The organism is Pseudomonas sp. 18.1.10, assembly GCF_024655625.1.
Taxonomy (GTDB): Bacteria; Pseudomonadota; Gammaproteobacteria; order Pseudomonadales; family Pseudomonadaceae; genus Aquipseudomonas.
In genome coordinates this window covers 1-19,790 of sequence record NZ_JANLGL010000056.1, presented here as the reverse complement: position 1 = coordinate 19,790, position 19,790 = coordinate 1, and the positions used below count along the sequence as shown (strand labels likewise).

At 61.3% G+C, this 19,790-nt stretch carries 19 protein-coding genes; 7 read left to right on the top strand and 12 right to left on the bottom strand.

The window, feature by feature from the left end:
• Window positions 1-2 precede the first annotated feature (2 nt).
• From NUV89_RS12370 to NUV89_RS12355, 4 genes are all read left to right on the top strand, one after another.
• Entirely contained in the window at window positions 3-629 is a 627-nt protein-coding gene (locus tag NUV89_RS12370) for a cytochrome o ubiquinol oxidase subunit III (protein ID WP_017734786.1), read from the top strand.
• Window positions 629-970, top strand: a complete 342-nt coding sequence (cyoD, locus tag NUV89_RS12365) for a cytochrome o ubiquinol oxidase subunit IV (protein WP_010206434.1) — start codon at window positions 629-631, stop codon at window positions 968-970. The genes NUV89_RS12370 and cyoD overlap by 1 nt, the downstream gene beginning before the upstream one ends.
• Window positions 971-981: 11 nt before the next feature.
• Window positions 982-1,869, top strand: a complete 888-nt coding sequence (gene cyoE / locus NUV89_RS12360) for a heme o synthase (protein WP_003194050.1) — start codon at window positions 982-984, stop codon at window positions 1,867-1,869.
• A 145-nt stretch (window positions 1,870-2,014) separates the two neighbouring features.
• Entirely contained in the window at window positions 2,015-3,127 is a 1,113-nt protein-coding gene (locus NUV89_RS12355) for a pyridoxal phosphate-dependent aminotransferase (RefSeq protein ID WP_257781541.1), read from the top strand.
• 168 nt (window positions 3,128-3,295) lie between these two features.
• Here the strand turns inward: NUV89_RS12355 and NUV89_RS12350 are convergent, their stop codons facing one another.
• Together NUV89_RS12350 and NUV89_RS12345 are read right to left on the bottom strand one after the other, a co-directional pair.
• Window positions 3,296-4,000, bottom strand: a complete 705-nt coding sequence (locus NUV89_RS12350; protein ID WP_257781540.1) for a hypothetical protein — start codon at window positions 3,998-4,000, stop codon at window positions 3,296-3,298.
• 71 nt (window positions 4,001-4,071) lie between these two features.
• Complete coding sequence (locus NUV89_RS12345) at window positions 4,072-4,575, bottom strand: DUF6622 family protein (RefSeq protein WP_257781539.1); 504 nt, start codon at window positions 4,573-4,575, stop codon at window positions 4,072-4,074.
• 202 nt (window positions 4,576-4,777) lie between these two features.
• Between NUV89_RS12345 and NUV89_RS12340 the strand changes: the two genes are divergently transcribed.
• Window positions 4,778-6,802: a c-type cytochrome gene (locus tag NUV89_RS12340; RefSeq protein WP_257781538.1), complete on the top strand. Its 2,025-nt coding sequence runs from the start codon at window positions 4,778-4,780 to the stop codon at window positions 6,800-6,802.
• On the opposite strand, the gene NUV89_RS12335 is transcribed toward NUV89_RS12340, so the two are convergent.
• The gene (locus tag NUV89_RS12335) at window positions 6,799-8,049 is read right to left on the bottom strand and encodes an aspartate aminotransferase family protein (protein WP_257781537.1); all 1,251 of its coding nucleotides are present in this window, start codon (window positions 8,047-8,049) and stop codon (window positions 6,799-6,801) included. The genes NUV89_RS12340 and NUV89_RS12335 overlap by 4 nt on opposite strands.
• Before the next feature lie 186 nt (window positions 8,050-8,235).
• Between NUV89_RS12335 and NUV89_RS12330 the strand changes: the two genes are divergently transcribed.
• Entirely contained in the window at window positions 8,236-9,252 is a 1,017-nt protein-coding gene (locus tag NUV89_RS12330) for an amino acid ABC transporter substrate-binding protein (RefSeq protein ID WP_257781536.1), read from the top strand.
• A gap of 149 nt (window positions 9,253-9,401) precedes the next feature.
• Here the strand turns inward: NUV89_RS12330 and NUV89_RS12325 are convergent, their stop codons facing one another.
• The 8 genes from NUV89_RS12325 to NUV89_RS12290 all read right to left on the bottom strand — a co-directional run bounded on the left by NUV89_RS12325 (window position 9,402) and on the right by NUV89_RS12290 (window position 17,109).
• Complete coding sequence (locus NUV89_RS12325; protein WP_257781535.1) at window positions 9,402-10,415, bottom strand: sensor domain-containing diguanylate cyclase; 1,014 nt, start codon at window positions 10,413-10,415, stop codon at window positions 9,402-9,404.
• Between the two features lie 116 nt (window positions 10,416-10,531).
• Window positions 10,532-10,855 (bottom strand): helix-turn-helix transcriptional regulator, encoded by a 324-nt coding sequence (locus NUV89_RS12320; RefSeq protein WP_257781534.1) that lies wholly within the window; start codon window positions 10,853-10,855, stop codon window positions 10,532-10,534.
• Between the two features lie 9 nt (window positions 10,856-10,864).
• Window positions 10,865-11,128 (bottom strand): type II toxin-antitoxin system RelE/ParE family toxin, encoded by a 264-nt coding sequence (locus tag NUV89_RS12315; protein WP_257781533.1) that lies wholly within the window; start codon window positions 11,126-11,128, stop codon window positions 10,865-10,867.
• 243 nt (window positions 11,129-11,371) lie between these two features.
• Window positions 11,372-13,246, bottom strand: a complete 1,875-nt coding sequence (locus NUV89_RS12310) for an alkaline phosphatase D family protein (protein WP_257781532.1) — start codon at window positions 13,244-13,246, stop codon at window positions 11,372-11,374.
• 113 nt (window positions 13,247-13,359) lie between these two features.
• Complete coding sequence (locus NUV89_RS12305) at window positions 13,360-13,560, bottom strand: hypothetical protein (RefSeq protein WP_257781531.1); 201 nt, start codon at window positions 13,558-13,560, stop codon at window positions 13,360-13,362.
• A gap of 118 nt (window positions 13,561-13,678) precedes the next feature.
• On the bottom strand, window positions 13,679-15,922 hold the full coding sequence (locus tag NUV89_RS12300) for an ATP-binding protein (RefSeq protein WP_257781530.1): 2,244 nt from the start codon (window positions 15,920-15,922) through the stop codon (window positions 13,679-13,681).
• Entirely contained in the window at window positions 15,919-16,533 is a 615-nt protein-coding gene (locus tag NUV89_RS12295; protein WP_257781529.1) for a biliverdin-producing heme oxygenase, read from the bottom strand. The genes NUV89_RS12300 and NUV89_RS12295 overlap by 4 nt, the downstream gene beginning before the upstream one ends.
• A gap of 195 nt (window positions 16,534-16,728) precedes the next feature.
• Window positions 16,729-17,109, bottom strand: coding sequence for a response regulator (locus tag NUV89_RS12290; protein ID WP_257781528.1), 381 nt, complete (start codon window positions 17,107-17,109; stop codon window positions 16,729-16,731).
• A gap of 177 nt (window positions 17,110-17,286) precedes the next feature.
• Between NUV89_RS12290 and NUV89_RS12285 the strand changes: the two genes are divergently transcribed.
• Window positions 17,287-17,661, top strand: coding sequence for a cytochrome c family protein (locus tag NUV89_RS12285; RefSeq protein WP_257781527.1), 375 nt, complete (start codon window positions 17,287-17,289; stop codon window positions 17,659-17,661).
• Here NUV89_RS12285 and NUV89_RS12280 read toward each other — a convergent pair whose 3' ends face one another.
• Window positions 17,662-19,683 carry an LTA synthase family protein gene (locus NUV89_RS12280; RefSeq protein ID WP_257781526.1) on the bottom strand — a complete coding sequence of 674 codons (2,022 nt, stop codon included), beginning with the start codon at window positions 19,681-19,683 and terminating at the stop codon, window positions 17,662-17,664.
• Window positions 19,684-19,790 lie beyond the last annotated feature (107 nt).

Genomic DNA, 19,790 nt, shown 5'->3' with positions numbered 1-19,790 from the left:
CCATGTCGAACTTAGTGACCAATGCTGGACACGCCCATGTCGATGACCATGGGCACGATGACCATCACCACGACTCGGGGCCGATGACCGTTTTCGGTTTCTGGCTCTACCTGATGACCGACTGCATCTTGTTTGCGTCGATCTTCGCGGTGTACGCGGTACTGGTAAACAACGTAGCGGGTGGCCCGTCGGGCCACGACATCTTCGAACTGCCTTACGTGCTCGGCGAAACCGCCTTGCTGTTGTTCAGTTCGATCACCTACGGCTTCGCCATGTTGGCCTTCTACAAGGGCAACAAGAAAGGCGTACTGAGCTGGTTGGGCCTGACCTTCCTGTTCGGCCTGGGCTTCATCGGCATGGAGATCAACGAGTTCCACCTGCTGATCTCCGAAGGCTACGGTCCGCACCGTAGTGGCTTCCTGTCCGCGTTCTTCACGCTGGTAGGCACCCACGGTCTGCACGTAACGGCCGGCCTGCTGTGGATGGCGGTGATGATGTATCAGGTCAATAAACACGGCCTGACCAACACCAACAAGACTCGCCTGAGCTGCCTGAGCCTGTTCTGGCACTTCCTGGACGTGGTCTGGATCTGCGTCTTCACCGTTGTTTACCTGATGGGGACTCTGTAATGGCTAATGCACACTCCCATGACCATGACAGCCACGATGCGAGCCACGGCAGCGTCAAGTCGTACGCCATTGGCTTCATCCTGTCGGTAATCCTGACGCTCATCCCGTTTGGTCTGGTGATGTACCCGACCCTGCCGAAATCGATCACCTTGATGATCGTGCTGGCATTCGCGGTGATTCAGGTTCTGGTTCACCTGGTGTACTTCCTGCACCTGGATCGTTCCAAAGAGCAGCGCGATAACGTGATTGCGTTCGTGTTCGCAGGGTTGGTAATCCTGCTGCTGGTTGGCCTGTCGATATGGATCATGTTCAGCATCCATACGTTCATGATGGCGAAGTGAGGTAAGACCCGATGTCGCTTAAGCACTTTATCCAAATCACCAAACCGGGGATCATTTTCGGTAACGTGCTTTCTGTGGCGGGCGGTTTCTTCCTGGCCTCCAAGGGACATGTCGATCTGGCCATTTTCCTGGCTGCGATGATCGGTACGTCCCTGGTGGTTGCTTCCGGTTGCGTGTTCAACAACTGCATCGATCGTGACATCGATATCAAGATGGAACGCACCAAGAATCGCGTGCTGGTGCAGGGCCTTATCTCCCTGAAGCTGGCACTGATCTATGCGACCGTCCTCGGTGTTGCCGGTGTGGCGTTGTTGTACAAGGTGGCCAACCCGCTGGCGGCGCTGTTTGCCGTGATCGGTTTTGTCATTTACGTCGGCCTCTACAGCCTGTACCTCAAGCGCAAGTCGGTTCACGGCACGCTGGTGGGCAGTCTGTCGGGGGCGATGCCGCCGGTGATTGGTTATGTGGCTGTAACCAATAGCTTCGACATGGCCGCGCTGACGCTACTGGTGATGTTCAGCCTGTGGCAGATGCCGCACTCCTACGCCATTGCGATCTTCCGCTTCAATGACTACCTGGCTGCGTCGATTCCGGTTCTGCCGGTCAAGCGTGGCATCCAGGTGGCCAAGAAACACATCCTGCTGTACATCCTGGCCTTCCTCGTGGCGACCTTGATGTTGACCTTCAGTGGCTACGCCGGCATGAGCTACCTCGCCGTCGCCGCCGCCATGGGCATGTACTGGTTGTACATGGCCTGGACCGGCTACAAGGCGGTGGATGACACCGTCTGGGCGCGCAAGCTGTTCGTGTTCTCGATCTTCACCATCACCGCGCTCAGCGTGATGATGTCCCTGGATTTCCAAGTGCCGAAAGAGCTGTTGCTGACCTACGCTCACTGAGTGGACACGCAGTGAAAGAGCCCCGCCTTCGACAGAAGCGCGGGGCTTTTTCTTGGGCGCGCGGTTAAATCGGACTACGCTTTTCTCGTCATACCCTTCTGTACGAGCTGTGCGAATCCATCCCCGCCTTACAAGGAGTTACCCCATGGTCAGCGTTAGTCGTCGGTCCCTTCTCGCTGTGGGCGCTGCCCTGCCATTGCTGGGGCGCCTGGATTGGGCGGTGGCCAGCCCCAAGCCGGGCAAGACAGGCAAGGCTGACAAGGCTGACAAGGTGCGGCTCAACTACAACGAAAGTCCCTACGGCCCTGCAAGCGCTGCGCGCGAGGCGATGCAGCGCGGCATTGCCACGGCCGGGTTGTACCCCTACGGCCACATGTACGCGCTGGTCGGGCTGTTTGCCCAGCAGCAAGGGATTGCCGAGGACCAGGTGGCGGTGTTTGCGGGTTCCATGGCTGCCTTGCGCTTTGCGGTGCTGGCGTTCACTAGCGAAAACCGTGGCCTGGTGATGGCCACGCCGTCCTACGAAGTGCCGCGCCAGGCGGCGGAGTCGCGCAAGGCGCCCGTGCAGGAGGTCAACCTCAACGCCGAACACGCCCACGACGTGCCGGCGATGCTGGCTGCCGATCCCCAGGCGGGCATGCTCTACCTGTGCAACCCCAACAACCCCACGGGCACCATGACCCCCACCGAGTCGATCCGCCACGCCCTGGCAAACAAACCCAAGGGCAGCGTGCTGGTGGTGGACGAGGCCTACATCGACTTCTCCGACGCCCCCAGCGTCATCAGTTGGGTCAAGGACCACGACGACCTGCTGGTGCTGCGCACCTTCTCGAAAATCTACGGCATGGCCGGCGCCCGTGTTGGCCTGGCGATCGGCCATCCCAAGTTGCTGGAGCAACTGGCCGTGTTCGGCGGCGACAACGTCCCGGCCGGTTCCGCCTTGCTCGGCGCCAAGGCCAGCCTGGAAGACGTCAAGCTGCTGCCCCAGCGCAAGGCGCTCAATGCGCAACTGCGCGACGAGACCGTGGCCTGGCTGAAGGGGCGGGGTTTCACCTGTACCCTGTCCCAGAGCAACTGCTTCATGATCGACGTGAAACAACCGGCCGAGCAGGTCATCGAACGCCTGGCAGAGCAGGGCGTGATGGTCGGGCGGGTGTGGAAAAACTGGCCGCAGTGGGTGCGGGTGACGGTGGGGAACAAGCAGGATATGCAGCGGTTTCGGCAGGCGTTTGAGGCGCAGGATGTGCGGGCTGTGTAGTCCGGTAAAAAACAAATGTGGGAGCTGGCGCTTGTGTGGGAGCGGGCTTGCTCGCGAATGGGGTGTATCAGTCATGCATGTATTGACTGACACTCCGCCTTCGCGAGCAAGCCCGCTCCCACACAAGCCAGCTCCCACATTGGGTTCGGCAGTGTTGCGGGCTAAGCGTTACTGCTGCGCGATGCTATAGCCCTCAAACGCACTCTGCTGCTGCAGCGCAGCAATCACCGTCTTGCGGCTCAGCGGCTGCTCGGCGCCGGTGTTGTCCACAAAGCTTTCCACTTCCAGCTCGGCTTCATCGCCTTCACCGACAAAGCTGAAACCGAGGAATTCGAACGCCTCGCGATCAACGTTCAGCTTCGAGCGCGGTGTACGCAAGGGCAGGGTGACGCTGATGCCGTCCTTGCTGATTACAAACACTTCGGCTTCTTTCTTCGGGCGTGAGGCCTTGCTCTTGCCGGCGCTTGGGTTGCTGATGGCCTGGTGGCTCTGGTTCAGCACTTTCAACGCCAGGCCGTAGACCAGCTCCTGGAATTCGGGGTCGTCCTTGAAGCTGGACAGGATGCGGCTGATGGAGAACTTGCTGCTCAGGTCTTCCAGGGCGATGTTGTCGGCGGCTTCGGCGTCCTTGAGTTGCTTGAGCTGGCCCATCAGGTCGTAGGCTTTGTCATCGTCAAAGGCGTCGTGGGCCTGGCGGATGGCCACGCGCAGTTCGCGGATCTGGTCGCTTTCCTTGGAGGTGTGAAACGCGTCCAGCACCATCTCGCTGATGATCTTGGCGGCGGGCACATGCTGTGAAAGATTGATGGCGTTTTCGTATTCAGCTTTGGATTGCAAGGCGACTACGGATTCTTCGTGGTGGGAATCAGACATTGAAATTTCACTACTTCAGTAAACGGGAGACAAAAAAGCGTCGCGCATTTTCAAGGCGTGGGGGGATCAGGTCAAGGCAGCACATTGCCCTCATCGCGACGCAAGGCGGCAAGCGCCCGCTGCAGCGTGATGGCCCGCCCGCAAAACAGACCTACGGTAAATCCCGAGACCGCGCCGATGGTCGCCAGCATGTCCGGTGTGCTCAGCAACAACGGATGCACCGCCTGCTGGTAGCCGAAGTAATACTTCACCGCGAAGAACAACTGCGAGATCAGCAGGGTCTTCCAGGTGCCTGGCAGGACCAGGGTTTCGCCATTGGCGTCGAGGCGGGCGCCGTTGGCGTTGAACAGCAGCATCCCCGCCAGGCTGCCGACTACGGCGCCCCCGGCCCAGGCGCTGCTCGACAGCAATGATGGCGCCAGCGACATCAGCGACCACACCACCAGCACCACCGGCAGGATCAGCAGCGAGCGCCGATTCTCCCGCCCGCCCAGGCAGGCCTTGACGCCGTAGTAGCAAATCCACAGGTAAACCGCGTAAACCCAGAGGGGCGTGCCTTGGAGGATGTCGAGCATGGTGCGCTTCCGTGCGAGAAAGGTCAGCGCTGGATAGTCGTTGAGCGCTCGTCCTCTTGTCCATCGTTTTGCCCCTGACCCATATCAAAACCCCCCGCCGGTAAATCCGTTACAACAGCCAAAGCCTGATGAACCCATAAAAACGACAACTGACCTGCGCCGAGGGGACTTCCCCACGCCAGGTGATTAAAGGACTAACACGATGGCGCTTTCTCTCGCACGCCTGGCCATGCTGGGGGCGACGCTGTGTCTGGCGCTACCCCTGCACGCCAACCCCGCCGACACCCCGCTGATCGAACACGGCAAGTACGTCGCACAACTGGGCGACTGCATCGCCTGCCACACCGCCAAGCAAGGCCAGGTGATGGCGGGCGGGCTGGAACTGAGTACGCCGATGGGCACGATCTTCTCCAGCAACATCACGCCGGACCGTGAAACCGGTATCGGTCACTACAGCTTCGAGCAATTCGACCGGGTCATGCGCGAAGGCGTCACGCCGAGCGGTATGAACCTGTACCCGGCGATGCCGTATCCGTCCTACGCGAAGATGAGCGAGGAGGATATGCGCGCCCTGTACGCCTACCTGATGCAAGGCGTCGAGCCGGTGCAGCAGGCCAACCTCGAAGCGGACATGGGGTTCCCGTTCAACCAGCGCTGGGGCCTGGCGCTGTGGAATTTCGCCTTTGTCGATAAACGGCCGTTTGCACCTGACCCGACGCGGGATGACTCGCTCAACCGTGGCGCGTACCTGGTCCAGGGCCTGGGCCATTGCGGCTCCTGCCACACGCCGCGCGGCATCGCCTTCCAGGAAAAAGCCCTGAGTGATGAAGGCAGCAGCGGCCAGCACTACCTGGCCGGTGAAACCGTCGAGCACTGGCGCGCCCTGAGCCTGCGCAACCTGTGGACCGTCGAAGACACCGTGCAATTGCTCAAGACCGGGCAAAACCGCTTTGCCACGGTCGCCGGCAACATGGCCGATGTGATTCACCACAGCACCCAGCATTTCAGCGATGACGACCTCACGGCCATCGCCCGCTACCTCAAATCCCTGCCGCCGGGCAAAGACGATCTGCCGATGCCGTCCGTGGCCCATGCCCCCGCTGCGCCGCCGGCGGACCTGTTCACCAGCCGTGGCGGCCTGGGTTACATGCAATTCTGCAGCGACTGCCATCGCAGCGACGGCGCCGGTGTCAAAGGCCTGTTCCCGCCGCTGGCGGGCAACCCGAGCATCGCGTCCAGCAACCCGACGTCGCTGCTGCATATCACCCTCACCGGTTGGGAAACGGCGCAAACGGCCGCCCATCCACGGGTCTACACCATGCCCGGTTTCGCGCGCCTGGCGGATCAGGAAATCGCCGAAATCCTCAGCTTTGTGCGCACGCGCTGGGGCAACGAGGGTTCCGCCATCAGCGCCGCCCAGGTGAAAAAACTGCGGGACCAACTCAACCCGGCCACTACCGACTCATCGGCCTTCGAAACCCCGCGCCTGGCCGACCTGCTCGCCGCGCCCAACGCCGAGCAAGTGGTGCGCGGCATGCGCCTGCACCTGCAAACCAAGGCGCTGTTGCCGGACAATGTCGGCAATGCGCTCAATTGCACCAGTTGCCATCTCAACGCCGGCACCGTGGCGGACGGCTCGCCGTTTGTCGGCGTGTCGGCGTTCTTCCCCAGCTACGCGCCACGTGCGGGCAAGGTGGTGACCCTGGAAGAGCGCATCAACGGCTGCTTCCGCCGTTCGATGAATGGCAAGCCACTCGCGCCGCAATCGGCGGATATGCAAGCGATGGTCGCCTACTTCGACTGGATGAAAAACAACACGCGCCCCGAAGACAAAGTCGCCGGGCGTGGCGTGGGCAAGGTCGATCCAGCGATCAAGCCGGACTTGGCCAATGGCCAGGCGGTGTACGCCAAGCAATGCGCGGTGTGCCATGGCGACAACGGCCAGGGCCTGGCGCGGGCCGACGGCGAGCTGATCTACCCGCCGCTGTGGGGCGAGCAATCGTTCAATATCGGCGCCGGCATGGCCCGCACGTACACGGCCGCGGCGTTCGTCAAACGCAATATGCCGATTGGCTTCCATGAGCAATTTCCGCTGGGCCAGGGCGGTTTGTCCGACCAGGACGCGGTGGACGTGGCGGCGTATTTCTCGGGGCAACCGCGCCCGGACTTCCCGGACAAGGTCAAGGACTGGCCCAACGGCGGCAAGCCCGTGGATGCCCGCTACTAGGTCAACTGCCGCAGGCAGGCCTCGAGGATATCCAGGCCTTCCTCCAGCACCGCCGGCTCAATGGTCAGCGGTGCGAGCAAACGGATGATATGCCGCGACTTGCCGCTGGGCATCAGCAGCAAGCCGGCATCCCGCGCCAGGCCCAGCAATTGCGCCAGTTGCTGTGGGGCGGGTGTGCCGTCGGCGTGGGCCAATTCGATGCCGCGCATGGCGCCGACACCGGTCAGGCGACTCAGGTAGGGCGACAGGCCTTGCGCTTGCCAGCGTGTATAGCGGCTGACGATGGCTTCTTCCTGCTGTGCACCCCAGCTTTGCAGGTGGGCATCGCTCATCGCGTCCAGGGTGGCCAAGGCCGCCGCGCACGCGATGGGGTTGCCGGAGTAGGTGCCGCCCAGCCCGCCCTTGGGCAGGTTGTCGAGCAACGCCTGGCGCCCGACCACCGCACCCAGCGGCACACCACCGGCGATGCTTTTGCCGAGCAGGATCAGGTCCGGCTCGATGCCCAACCGCGAGAAGGCAAAGCGCTGGCCGGTCCGGCCAAAGCCCGATTGGATTTCATCGGCAATCAGCAGGATGTTTTTCTCATCACAGAAGCGCCGCAGGGCCTGGGCGAATTCCCTGTCCAGGGCGAGGAAACCGCCTTCGCCCTGCACCGGCTCGATGATGAAACAGGCCACGTCGTTGACGTCGATTTCCACACTGAACAGACGGTCCATGGCCTTCAGGGCTTCGGCGCAGGTCACGTCGTTATCGGCACTGGGGTAGGGCAGGTGATAAACCGGGCCGGGTAATACGCCGACCTTTTGCTTGTAGGGCGCTACCTTGCCGTTGAGGTTCAGGGTGGCCAGGGTGCGGCCGTGAAAGGCGCCGTCAAAGGCGATCACCGCCGTACGGCCGGTGGCGCCGCGCACGATCTTCAAGGCGTTTTCCGCCGCTTCCGCGCCGCTGTTGGTAAGCATGCCGCTGACCGGGTAATCCACCGGGATAAACGCGGTGAGGCGTTCCATCAGCTCGATGTAAGGCGCGTGGGGCGCAGCGTTGAAGGCGTAGTGGGTCAACTTCGTCGCTTGCTCACGAATCGCGTCGACCACGCCGGGGTGGCAATGGCCGAGGTTGAGCACGCCAATGCCGCCGACAAAATCGATATAGCGCTTGCCCGTGTTGTCCCAGACCTCCGCGTTCTGGCCGTGGCTGAGGGTGATGGGGTGGACGATGGAAATCGACTGGCTGATGGTTGCGCGGCTCATGAATCCTCGACTCGGCGGTGGCGGGCGTCTTTTTATCTAAGCTGCGCGCCGGGCCTGGGCACAAACGAAATAAAGTCGCCGGGTCATTCCAAATCGGAACGAGTTGTTGCCGAAAGGTCGTTTGTGGCAATGCGCGCAAGGGCTTGATACTGCCCCACCAATAAGAATCGACAGGGAAAGCAGCGCATGAAATACCTCAAGAACACCTTGATCGCCATCACCTGCGCTTGGGCGGCGAGCGCCCAGGCGGGTGTGACCCTCGATGCGATCCAGAAAAAAGGCTTTATCCAGTGCGGTGTCAGCGATGGCCTGCCGGGCTTTGGCGTGCCGGACAGCACGGGCAAGATGACCGGCATCGATGTGGACGTGTGCCACGCGGTCGCTGCGGCCGTGTTCGGCGATGCGTCAAAGGTGAAGTTCAGCCAGTTGACCGCCAAGGAGCGTTTCACTGCGTTGCAGTCCGGCGAAATCGACCTGATCTCGCGCAACACCACCTGGACCAGCTCCCGCGACGCGGGCATGGGCCTGGTGTTCACCGGTGTGACCTATTACGACGGCATCGGCTTTCTGGTGAACAACAAACTGGGGGTGACCGGGGCCAGGCAGTTGGATGGCGCCACCGTGTGCATCCAGGCGGGCACCACCACCGAGCTCAACGTCGCCGACTACTTCCGCACCCATGGCATGAAGTTCACGCCGATCACCTTCGACACCGCCGATGAAAGCGCCAAGGGCCTCGAAGCCGGGCGCTGCGACGTGCTGACCACCGACCAGTCGGGCCTGTACGCCCAGCGCATCAAGATGGCCCACCCGGACGAGTTTGTGGTGTTGCCGGAGATTATCTCCAAGGAACCCCTGGGCCCGCTGGTGCGCAAGGGCGATGACGAGTGGTTCAGCATCGTCAAGTGGACCTTGTTTGCCATGCTCAATGCCGAGGAAATGGGCATCACCTCGCAAAACGTCGAAGAACAGGCGAAGACCACCAAGAACCCGGACGTCGCGCGCTTGCTCGGCGCCGACGGCGAGTACGGCAAGGACCTCAAGCTGCGCAAGGATTGGGTGGTACAGATCGTCAAGCAGGTGGGCAACTACGGCGAAGTGTTCGAGCGCAACATCGGCCAGGGCAGTGTGCTGAAGATCAAGCGCGGGCTCAATGCGCTGTGGAACAACGGCGGCATCCAGTACGCGCCGCCGGTCAGGTAAGCACTCAGATCCAGTGTGGGAGCTGGCTTTTGTGGGAGCGGGCTTGCTCGCGAAAGCGGTGTATCAGTCAAACATCTATCGACTGACACCCCGCTTTCGCGAGCAATCCCGCTCCCACACAAGTCCCACCCAGATCTGATCGTTGTCATCTACTCCGAAACCACATCCTTGCCCGCCGCCTTGGACCGGTACAACGCCTGATCGGCCCGCGCCATCAGCGCCGCCGGAGACTCGCCGGGGTGACGCTGCACCACGCCCAGGCTCAGGCTCACCTTGAAGCCGCCCAGGGTAGGCATCTGCGCGATCTTTTCGCGAATGCGCTCGGCCAGTGCCCTTGCCGTTTCCAGTTCGCCTTGTGGCAGCACCACCATGAACTCATCGCCGCCCCAGCGCGCCAGCAAGTCTGCTGGGCGTAGGCAAGCCTCCAGGCTTTCAACCACCTGCACCAGCGTCTGATCGCCCACGGCGTGGCCGTGCCGGTCGTTGATCGGCTTGAAATCATCGATATCCATGGCCACCAGTGCCAGCGGCAGGCGGAAACGCTCGGCACGGTCGCATTCTTCCAGCAGCACTTTTTCCAGGCGGTAGCGGTTGGCTACGCGGGTGAGCGTGTCGCGCTCGGCCAGGGAGCGATTTTCGTCCAACTGCAGCTGCAGCTGTTGGTTGACCCGTGACAACTCGCGGGTGCGTTCGGCCACCAGGGCTTCAAGGGATTGATTGCGCCGCTCCAACTGCTCAAGGGAGCATTTGCGCGTATGGATATCGCGATGGGCACCGACCATGCGCGCGACCGAACCGTCGGGGTTGCGCGCAACGATGTAGCCCCGGTCTTCGATCCACAGGTAAGTGCCGTCTGCTTTGCGGCAACGATACTCGGCTTGGTAGTGCGGGGCGTGTTGGTGGATGTAGTTATCGAACACCGTCATCACCTGGGGGTAATCCTCGGGATGGATCACGTTCTCCCAGGTGAACACGCTGTTTTCCAGGGAGTGGCGGGGGTAGCCGAGCATTTCGTACCAGCCGGGGCTGCGGTACACAAAACCGGTATTGGCGTTCCAGTCCCAGATCCCGTCGCTGACCAACTCCATGACGGCGTGCAGCATGTCGGCGTTGAGGTCGGAAAAGTCATTCTTCATCGGCTTGCTGCTGGATGTATCGTCCATTTGCGCTTCCTGCGTGGGCTGGCTCCCAAGGCCAGTCATGGTTGACGCCGATACTCCGTGGCTGGGGCTACTGTACATCGCGGCTTGCGGGGTTTGAATAGGGTGGGGGAGGTGCTTTAGTCGGTGTGGCGATGGGCTATCGTCTTGTGTGTGTCGGAGTCCGGCACCAGGCGTACTTCCACACGTTGGCCCAATGCTCTTGCCGCACTCGCCAAAGTGGCCAGTGTCATGCCTGCATCATTTTGGTCCAGTGCGCGATCTACGGCCGTGCGGCTGGTATGCATGCGTTCCGCCAGCGCTTTTTTACTGATTTTTTGCGCCTTCATGGCCTCTGCCAACTGCCAGGCGATAACACGCTTCAATGCGCCAGCGGAGACTTCTTCGATCAGGCCATCCTCGTGGAGGAAGTCATCGAAGTTGGAGCCGATGTATTTGCTCATGGGGGTTCCTCATAGCTTGCTTTTGCGCTGTCTGGCGGTAGCTAATTCGACCAGCGGTGTTTTCTGAGTCTTTTTAATGAAACCGTGCAGTAACACGATGTCGCTATCAACCAACGTGAAAATGACTCGCGCAATGTTTTCACCGAGGTCGGTTCGGACTTCCCAGAGCCGATGTTCCAGCTTTCGAACCAACGGCATCCCCAGCGGCCATCCAAACTGGACCAACTTGATGTCCGTGCCGATGAGTTTTCTTGACTCCCTGGGCAGTTCCATCAGCCATTGTTCGGAAAAAAGCGACGTTCAACACGAGATGTATGTCGTTCACAGAGGGTGCACCAAAATAGGTTCATATGGCAATCGGCGATTGATGGAGCTTTTCGCAAAGAGCGGTAAGAGCCTGGCACTTTTTTTGTGAACTACAGGGGTTGGAGATTTTCAAAAAATTTCAGAAAAAACAGGTATTTACGATTTGTCTGAAAAGAAGGTGCGAGGGTGGCTTTGCATGCGCAGGAAAGCTTACTGCGGCGCCACCATCCTCGTCCGCGGCTTCCCATCCGCGTTGTGCTGGTAGATCGCCTCAGGCTGGCCCTGTTCGTTGAAGAACACCTGGCCAATCCCCGCCGAATTCCATAACCGTTCACCCGCTTCGGCGTGTTCCGGGATATGGGGTACCACCTGCATGGTGCGTCGACGCGTGAACCAGTTGAGCGGCGAGCGCGGTGAGTAGAGCCAGCGGTTGAGACGGTCGAACCATTCCAGCAAACGTGGCGGGAATTCGTTCTTGATGCCGCTGCTGGTGATCTGCCAGATCTCCGGTCCGGCGTTGCGGTGGCGGATCAGCACTTCGTAGACAAACGAGTAGTGCACGTCCCCCGAGAGGATCACGTAGTTACCCGGTGTGCGGGAGTGACGGAAGATATTGAGGATCACCTGGGCCGCGCCGCGATGGGCCATCCAGTTTTCGGCGTCCACCAGCAGTGGGTAGCCGCACCAACTGAACACCTTTTGGATGGTCTCGATCAGCTTCACGCCGAAGATCGGCGCGGGCGAGACGATGATGGCACTCGGATGATCCAGCAGCGCCTGTTGCAGTTCGCTCAAGGCTTCCCAGTCCAGCAGGCCGGAGGGCTGCGTGAGGTTGAACTCGCTACGCCAGCGGCGGGTACGGGTATCGAGCACCACGAGGGCGGGCGTGGTCGGCAATACGTAGTGCCAGTGCTGGAATTTCAGCAGGGCTTCGAGCAATTCATCCTGTTGCTTCGCGTCGAGATGATTGCCCTGGGCCCGGGCGGTGAGTGTGTGGACCTGGCCCAGCAACTCGCCGAACACCTCAGGCTGGTTGCCCCAGCCCTGGCACAGCAGATAGGCCAGCAGCGCGTTGCCAATGATGCGCTTGGAGAACGGGTGGCCGTAGGCGGTTTCTTCCCACTGGGCGCTGAGGTTCCAGTCGTCGGTGATGTCGTGGTCGTCGAAGATCATCAGGGTGGACAGGTGGGCGAACACCCGCGCGACCCCTGGCAGGCCCTCGCGGAACCGTTCGATCTGCACGTGCTCGCGGGCATAACGCTGTTGTTCTTCTGCGCTCAGTTGCGGCGGTTCTGGGCTGATAAGCGTCCAGGGCGTGGGCGACCACACCAGCAAGTACATGGCGATGACTTCGGCGAAGGTCACCAAGTGATTGTCGGCGGTGCTGCTGGTGAAGATCGGCTTTTTTACGCCGCCAAAAAAACGCTCGCGCAGGGTCTTGTTGCTGTCCAGCGCCGGCAGCAGGTCGGCGCGATGGTAGTAGCTGGCGTGATGGTCGTAGAGGCGAGTGCTGTCCTCTACCACGGCACCGTCGAGGTATTCGTCGAACAGGCCCAGCCGCTCGATCAACGCATGAATCGCCCGCAGCATCGGCCCGGCGACATCGTCGGCGTAGATCTGGTCGCCGCTCATCATCAATAGGGCAGGGCGCTCGGCCGGGGTGGGGGCGCCGGCCAGCAGGCGGTCTACGCACAGCAGGCCTTCGTCGGCACGGTGGTGCGGTTTACGGCAAGAGCCATGCACCAACTGGTGGATACGGCTATGGAGAATGAAGTTCGGGGTCGCGCCATACAGCAAATGCGGTGCCCACTCGGCAATGCCGCTGCCGTCGATCAGCAGGTCATAACCGATGACCACGTCCTGGGGCAGCGCTTCGTCCAACCGTACGTCGATCAGGTGGATAAAGGCATGGCGCCCCACCGGCACGACGTGGCATTGGTCTTGATCCAGCGTGACGGTACGGGTCTGTTCGGCTACGTGCAGCTTCAGGGTCAGCGTCAGTCTACGGCTGCCCACCAACCAGAACACCAGGCGCCGGGGTTCGAGTCGCCGCAGAAGCGGGCCAGCTAGGACAGCATGAAGCATAGGCGTGACGGCTCCGGGCGGAAAAGGCAGACAGGGTAGCGCACAAGATGTCGACATTTTGTCGAGGAGAGGCTCAGGGAGCTGCTGGATGCCGCTCCCCCTGTTGCAACGTGTTAGATGATGTTTCCGCTGCCCAGGCTATCAATGCTGCCTGAGGTTTTACGCGTGTTATCAGTGTTCCCGCCACTGAAGTCTATGGCAGGCCCCTGAGTGGGTTTCGGCGGTTGGGGGGCAGGCGCTGGCGCAGGTGTGTTGTTGACCTGCTGAATGTTGTTCACGAAGCTTGAAGTGGAGCTAAAAAACAGATCCATCATGGTTTCCTCGGAAAGTAGGGGCACGCCGCCAGGCATATTCATACCGCGCGACGTGAGCCGAACTTACAGAGCTAGAGGCGGCTAACCCATAAACGGCTCACCTCAAAACGTTACGCCATCAGGTGTGGGAATCCCCACTCACCTTGGGCACCGTAAACCGAAACTCACTGCCACGGCCTACCTCACTTTCAGCAACAATCTTGCCGCCATGGGCCTGGATGATCCCCTGAGTGATATACAGCCCCAAGCCACTGCCGGTGGGGTTGTTTTCGGTCTGGGTCCAATAGCGATCAAACACATGTGGCAATTGCTCCGGCGCGATGCCTTCACCGGAGTCACGCACCGAAAACACGATCTCTTCGCCGTTGCTCATGGCGCTGATGCCGATATTGCCCTGGCGCGGGGTGAACTTGATGGCATTGCCGATAAGGTTGGACAGCACCTGGAACAGGCGCTCCGGGTCGGCATTGATCTGCAGGCCAGGCTCGGTGTTGAACGACAGGTCGATGCCTTTCTCCATCGCCAAGGGCGCCAGCAAGGAATAGGCCTCTTCAAAGATCTGGCTGACATCCAGCGCCACCGGCTTGACCACGTAGCGGCCGGCCTCGATCTTCGAGGTGTCGAGCAAATCTTCCAGCAACACATTCATCCGCCCGGCGGCCTGTTGCATGGTGTCGATGGCCGAGGAAATCCGCCGCGAGGTGTGTGGGCCATCGGAGCTGAACGCTTTTTGCATCATGCCGCAGAGCATGGAGATGACCGTCATCGGGTTGCGCAGGTCGTGGGAAACCACCGCGACCAGCTCATCACGTGCGCGGACCGCCTGTTGCTCGCGCAGCACCTGGCGCGCCAGGTCGTTTTCCAGGGCGGAACGGCGCAGGTCGTTGGCGGCGAAGCGGTCGCCATGGCTCCACTTGGTGGAAATGCCGGCCATTTCCACCTTCCAGATCTCAAACGAGGTGCGTGGGCGAAGGCGCAGGCCGGCGTCGGAGTTTTCCAGATCCAGCGGTTTTTTAGGGTCACCGCTCCAGTTGATGTTCTCTTTCACTTCCGGGCGGAACCACAGCACGCCGTTATCCACAGGCTTGGGCAGGCTCATGGCCAAGACGCCACTAGCGACCTGCTGGAACTCGGCCGCCGGTGGGTACACCGACGCCAGGTTATGGCTGGAAAACACCGGCTCGCCGGCTTCTTGCAGCCACTTGTGCAACGCGCGGATCTGCGCCGGCTCCGGGCAGTTGCCGTAGCGGTGCAGTTGCTTGTCTTCGATGATCGCCACGCCGCCGGACAAGGTCAGGTCCATCAGCAGCTTGCCTTGCTGGGCCAGGCCGTCGAACACGTTTTGTTCGGACGCTTTCATCGCCTGGTCCAGCAGGGCCAGGGCCTCGACTTTCTCCTCACGCTGGCGGCTCAAGTCCAGGGCTTCCATGGCGCTGATCTGCAGCGACAGCACCTGGCCGATAGTCTGGCAGGCGGTACGCAGGTCATTGGGCACCAGCAATGGCTCGCGGTTACCGCAACTTATCAGGCCCCAGAGCTTGTCGCCCTTCATCAGCGAGATGCTCATGGACGACAGCACGCCCATGTTCTGCATGTACTGGCAATGAATCGGCGACACGCTACGCAGGGTGGCGAAGCTCAAGTCCAGCGGCTGGCCGGTGTCCGGGCGCAATTTAGGCAGCAGCGGCACCGGCTCATAGGCGGCGTTGGGGATAATGCGCAGCCAGTTGGTGCGATACAGCTCGCGGGCCTGCTCGGGGATGTCGGACGCCGGGAAGAACAGCCCGTTGAACAGCTCCATGCTCGGCGCCGACGCTTCGGCGATCACCTGGCCGTGGCCTTCGTCTTCGAAGCGGTAGATCAGCACGCGGTCGTAACCGGTCATGGCCTGGATTTCATTCACGCTGATTTCGTACAGCGCTTGCAGGGTTTTCGCCGCCTGCAAACGTTGCAGCATCTTGCCCAGGTCACTGGTACGACCGTTCAACGCCCGTGGGCGGAAATCCCTGAGCAGCGGTTCGAACTCCAGCACCAGCACGTGCTGATGGCGATGCAGCAAGCCTTCGAACTCCGCGCCGTTGAAGGTGACGTGCAGCGGTGGGGCGTCGAAAAACGTGTTGTTTTCGGCCATGGCCGCAACAGCCTGGACTTGTTCGCTGCCAATCAGCGTGTGCAGCGGCTGGCCCAGCAGTGCCTCTGGCGTGTGGCCGAACAAGGTGCTGACGTTGGCGCTGACCTGGATGATCGTAAGGTCGGGCTCCGACAAGGTCAGCAGCACGCCGTGGGGCTGGATCGCCCCGGGAAAACGAATGGGCTCGTCGGCACAGTTGGCAAGCAGCTCTTCAAAATCTTCGGGTTTCATAGCAGTACCTCCTGGCTGTCGAGCCATTGCTCAAAACAGCTGAATGTTGAACGGGCAGCATCCACCGCGCGTTGTTTTGCCCACGCATCCAGCGGCTGGCGGCCCAGGTAATCGAGAAAATCCTTCCACCGCCGACCGGTCTCGGCGCCGTACACATTGAGAAACGCGCCGCCGTTTTCGGCGTCCAGGTCCAGGCGCTGGGCCATTTCCCGGCGCAAGACCTGGCCGCCCAGGGTCGCGCCTTCCAGCACATACAGGGTGCCGAGGCAGGCTTCGGGAGTGTCGAGCGTAGGGAGTGCGGCGCAGCGGGGCAGGGCGCAGATGGCCGTGTCAGCCAGGCCCAAGGCGCGCAGGTCATTCAGCAGTGTCGGCGTTTTCACGCGTAGCACTGGATCGAATCCTTCGGGGATCAAGCCAATGTCATACAGCGCTGCTTCCATTGGCCCATAAAAGCCGTAGTACGCTCGCAGCAGGCGCCCGTACCAGTCGGCATCCAGGTGCTCAGAGAAAAACGGCAGGCGTTTTTCCAGCGCGACGTGCAGCAGGGCAGTGCCTGTGCGCAACGCTTCCAGCAAGGTGGGGGCACCAACGTCAGGGGCCTGTGAATGCATTCAATAAGCTCGAACTGTGGGCCTTTCGGCCATGAATGACGCGTGGAAATGGGCGACGATTCTACACACCTCAAAGCCGTCAGCTGCGCGCACAAGGCGAAAAGGCTGACCAGCGGATCAGAAAAGTCGCTGCATGCCTCATTAATGACCGTAGAGCGTGACGCGAAGTTCGGTTTCAGTGATGTCGTGAAGCTATCAATGCATGGACGGCCCCTGCGGAGTCAAGGCCGTTTGTACCTGTTCAAGCAAATGCTCGGCGCTCCACGGCTTGGGCAGGAAACGCACGGAACCGCCCAGTTGCGCCGCCAACTTGGTATTGCCGGACGTCAGCAACACCGGCACCCCTGGCCAGCGATGCGCCACTACCCGACTCAAGTCATAACCGTTGAGCAACCCCGGCATCTGAATATCACTGACAATCAGGTCCACCGGCTCATCGCCGCGTTCCAGGTAAATCATCCCTTCATCCGCCGTAGGAAACGACGTCACCAGCGCCCCGAATTCCTCCAGCACATCCACCATTAACGAGCGAATAATCTCGTCGTCTTCCAGCACTAAAATCGATGGCTGAGCCATGATCCTTACTCCACCATCAGGGTTCATAGGGGTGGAGTAGAACACGCCTGCTTAGGTTCGATTGGATGTGTTTAAGGCGATGGGTGGTCACGGCGTGGACCGAAGCCGTGATCTGGATGGGCATGCGCTCCTGACAAACAGGCATAATCGCCCGCGACACCTGATGGGGAGCCCCGCATGAAGTACACCTTTATCACCCTCGCCCTGATCCTCAGCGCCGGCCCCGCCTTTGCGGCCGGGGATGCCGAGGCGGGCGGCAAACTCTTCACCAAGACCTGCGGCGGCTGCCACAGCGTCGGCGAAGGCGCGCGCGGCGGCTTCGGCCCGGAACTCAACGGCATCATCGACCGACCTGCCGGCACTACTGCCGACTATCAATACTCCGACGCGATGAAAAATTCCGGCGTGGTGTGGACCCGCGACAAACTCGCCGCCTATATAGAAGCCCCGAAGAAGGTGGTGAGCGGCACGCGGATGATTTTCTGGGGCATCAGTGACCAGGAAAAGATCGACAACATCCTGGCCTACCTCGAAACCTTCCAGCCCAAGTAATCACTCGCGCACATTCCTGAACAACATCAACCGCGCACTTTCATGCAGCCCCCGGGTCAGCCCCTGCAAGCGCTGAAACTCCTCGGGGTGCTGCGCGGCCACGTCCTCACGCGGGGTGGGCGAGGCCAGGTCATGCAGGGTCGGCGAGCTGCCGTCGTGTTGCATCTGCAACAGGAAGTGCTGGGTCACGCCGCCGATGATGGGGAAGGTGCCTTCGCGCAGGACCAGCGGCACCACACGTTCGCCTTCGGGCGCCGGCTGCTGGATGTCGCGGCCCAGTGCGCCATTGCGAAACGGCATGCCCGCCATGCCGGCCACGGTGGGCAGCAGGTCGGCGAGGCCCACGGCTTCGTCGATCACCCGTGGCGCCAGGCCGGGGGCGTGGATCAGCAGCGGCACGTTGTTACTCTCCAGGCCCAGCTGTTCGAAGGCCGGCGCCATGTGGGGGATCTGGCTGATGCGCGTGTTGTGGTCGCCGAAGAACACAAAGATGCTGTTGTCGTACCAACCGCCGGCCTTGGCGATCTCCATCAGGCGGCCGATGTTGTAGTCCAGCAGGCGCACTGCGTTGTATTGCTCGACGCTGCGTGAACCGGCGGCCTGGACTTGCTCCAGGGTCACGTTGGCGACCTGGAACCCATCATTGTGCTCGGGGATGGTGAACGGCCGATGGTTGCCGGAGGTTTGCAGGTAGGCGAAGAACGGCTGGTCCTTGGGTACGGCGCGCAGCAACTGGTCGCCTTCCTTGAACAGGTCCAGGTCGGAAATGCCCCACACGTCCACCCGTGGCGAGCGCCAGTGGCTTTCTTCATAGAGTTGCACGCCATCGATGCTCTGGCGGATCAGCGCGTTGATGTTCGCCCAACCGGCGTTGCCGCCGATCATGTAGAACTTCTGGTAACCCTCGAAGGCGTTGATAAGCGTGTGTTGCCGGGTGATTAGCGGGTTGCGCGTGGCGGTCTCCTGGCGGGTCACGTCCGGCACGCCGCTGATGCTCGCCCATACGGTTTTCGCGGTGCCGGTGACGGGCACGTAGAAGTGTTTGAAGAACCAGCTTTGCGTGGCCAGTTTGTCCAGGTTTGGCGTGGGGTTCAGCGGGTTGCCGTAGGCGCCGACGGCACTGGTGCCGAGGGATTCGAGCATCACGAAAATCACATTGGGCGGGCGTTCGCCGGCCAGTCGATAGGGCTGTACGCCTTGTTCGCGAATGAAGTTCAGTGGCTGCGCATCCGGCTGCTCGACCCCCAGGTAGTGGGCGATTTGCGGGTAGTGCTCGCGCACCTGGTGTTCATCGAATTGCGACTGGCCGACCTTGACAGTGTCGTACAAAAACAACACCGGGTTCAGGCCTACGGCGGCCAATTGGCTGTTGCCGGAAAAGAACGCATCGCTCCAGCGCAGGGGCACCGGATTTTCCAGGTTGAGGTTGGCGACGCGGCCGAGCAGGGCCAGCAGCACGCCGATCACGCCCACCACGGCGACTGACGCCAACGCCCATGTGCGCGCGGGCACGGCAGGCCGATCCAGGGTCAAGCGCTCCAGGCACACCAGTGCCCATACCCACAGCGCCACCGCTGCGAGCCAGCAGGCGGTTATCCACAGTACTGGGTAGGTTTCCCACACCATCTGTTGGGAAATCTGCGCGTCTTGCAGGTAGCGCAACACGGTCGCGTTGATGCGCACGCCGAGGTAGGCGTAGTGGCCGAAGTCGATGATGTAGGCCAGGCCGACCACAGCCAAGGCCACCACCAGATAACCCCGCGCCAGCCAGCGCAGGGCGGGCAGGGTGATAAGGTTCCAGCGCGGCAGCCAGGCCAGCACAGCCAAGGGCAACAGCAACAACACCGCCAGGCGCAGGTCGAAACGCAGGCCGATGCCGAGGGTTTCCAGCAGGTGCGGCGTGTTTAGCGGCAGGCCGGAAAAGGCCAACACGAACACCAGCCGCAACGCCGCCAGCAACACAAACAGCAAGCCGATCGCGCCTACGCCATAGCGCAGGCGGCGTGATTGCAACGCACTCATTTTTTTCCCCATTCTTTAAAACGCCGCAGAACCCATGTGGGAGCGGGCTTGTGTGGGAGCGGGCTTGCTCGCGAATGCAGTGGGTCAGCCAAACATGTACCGACTGA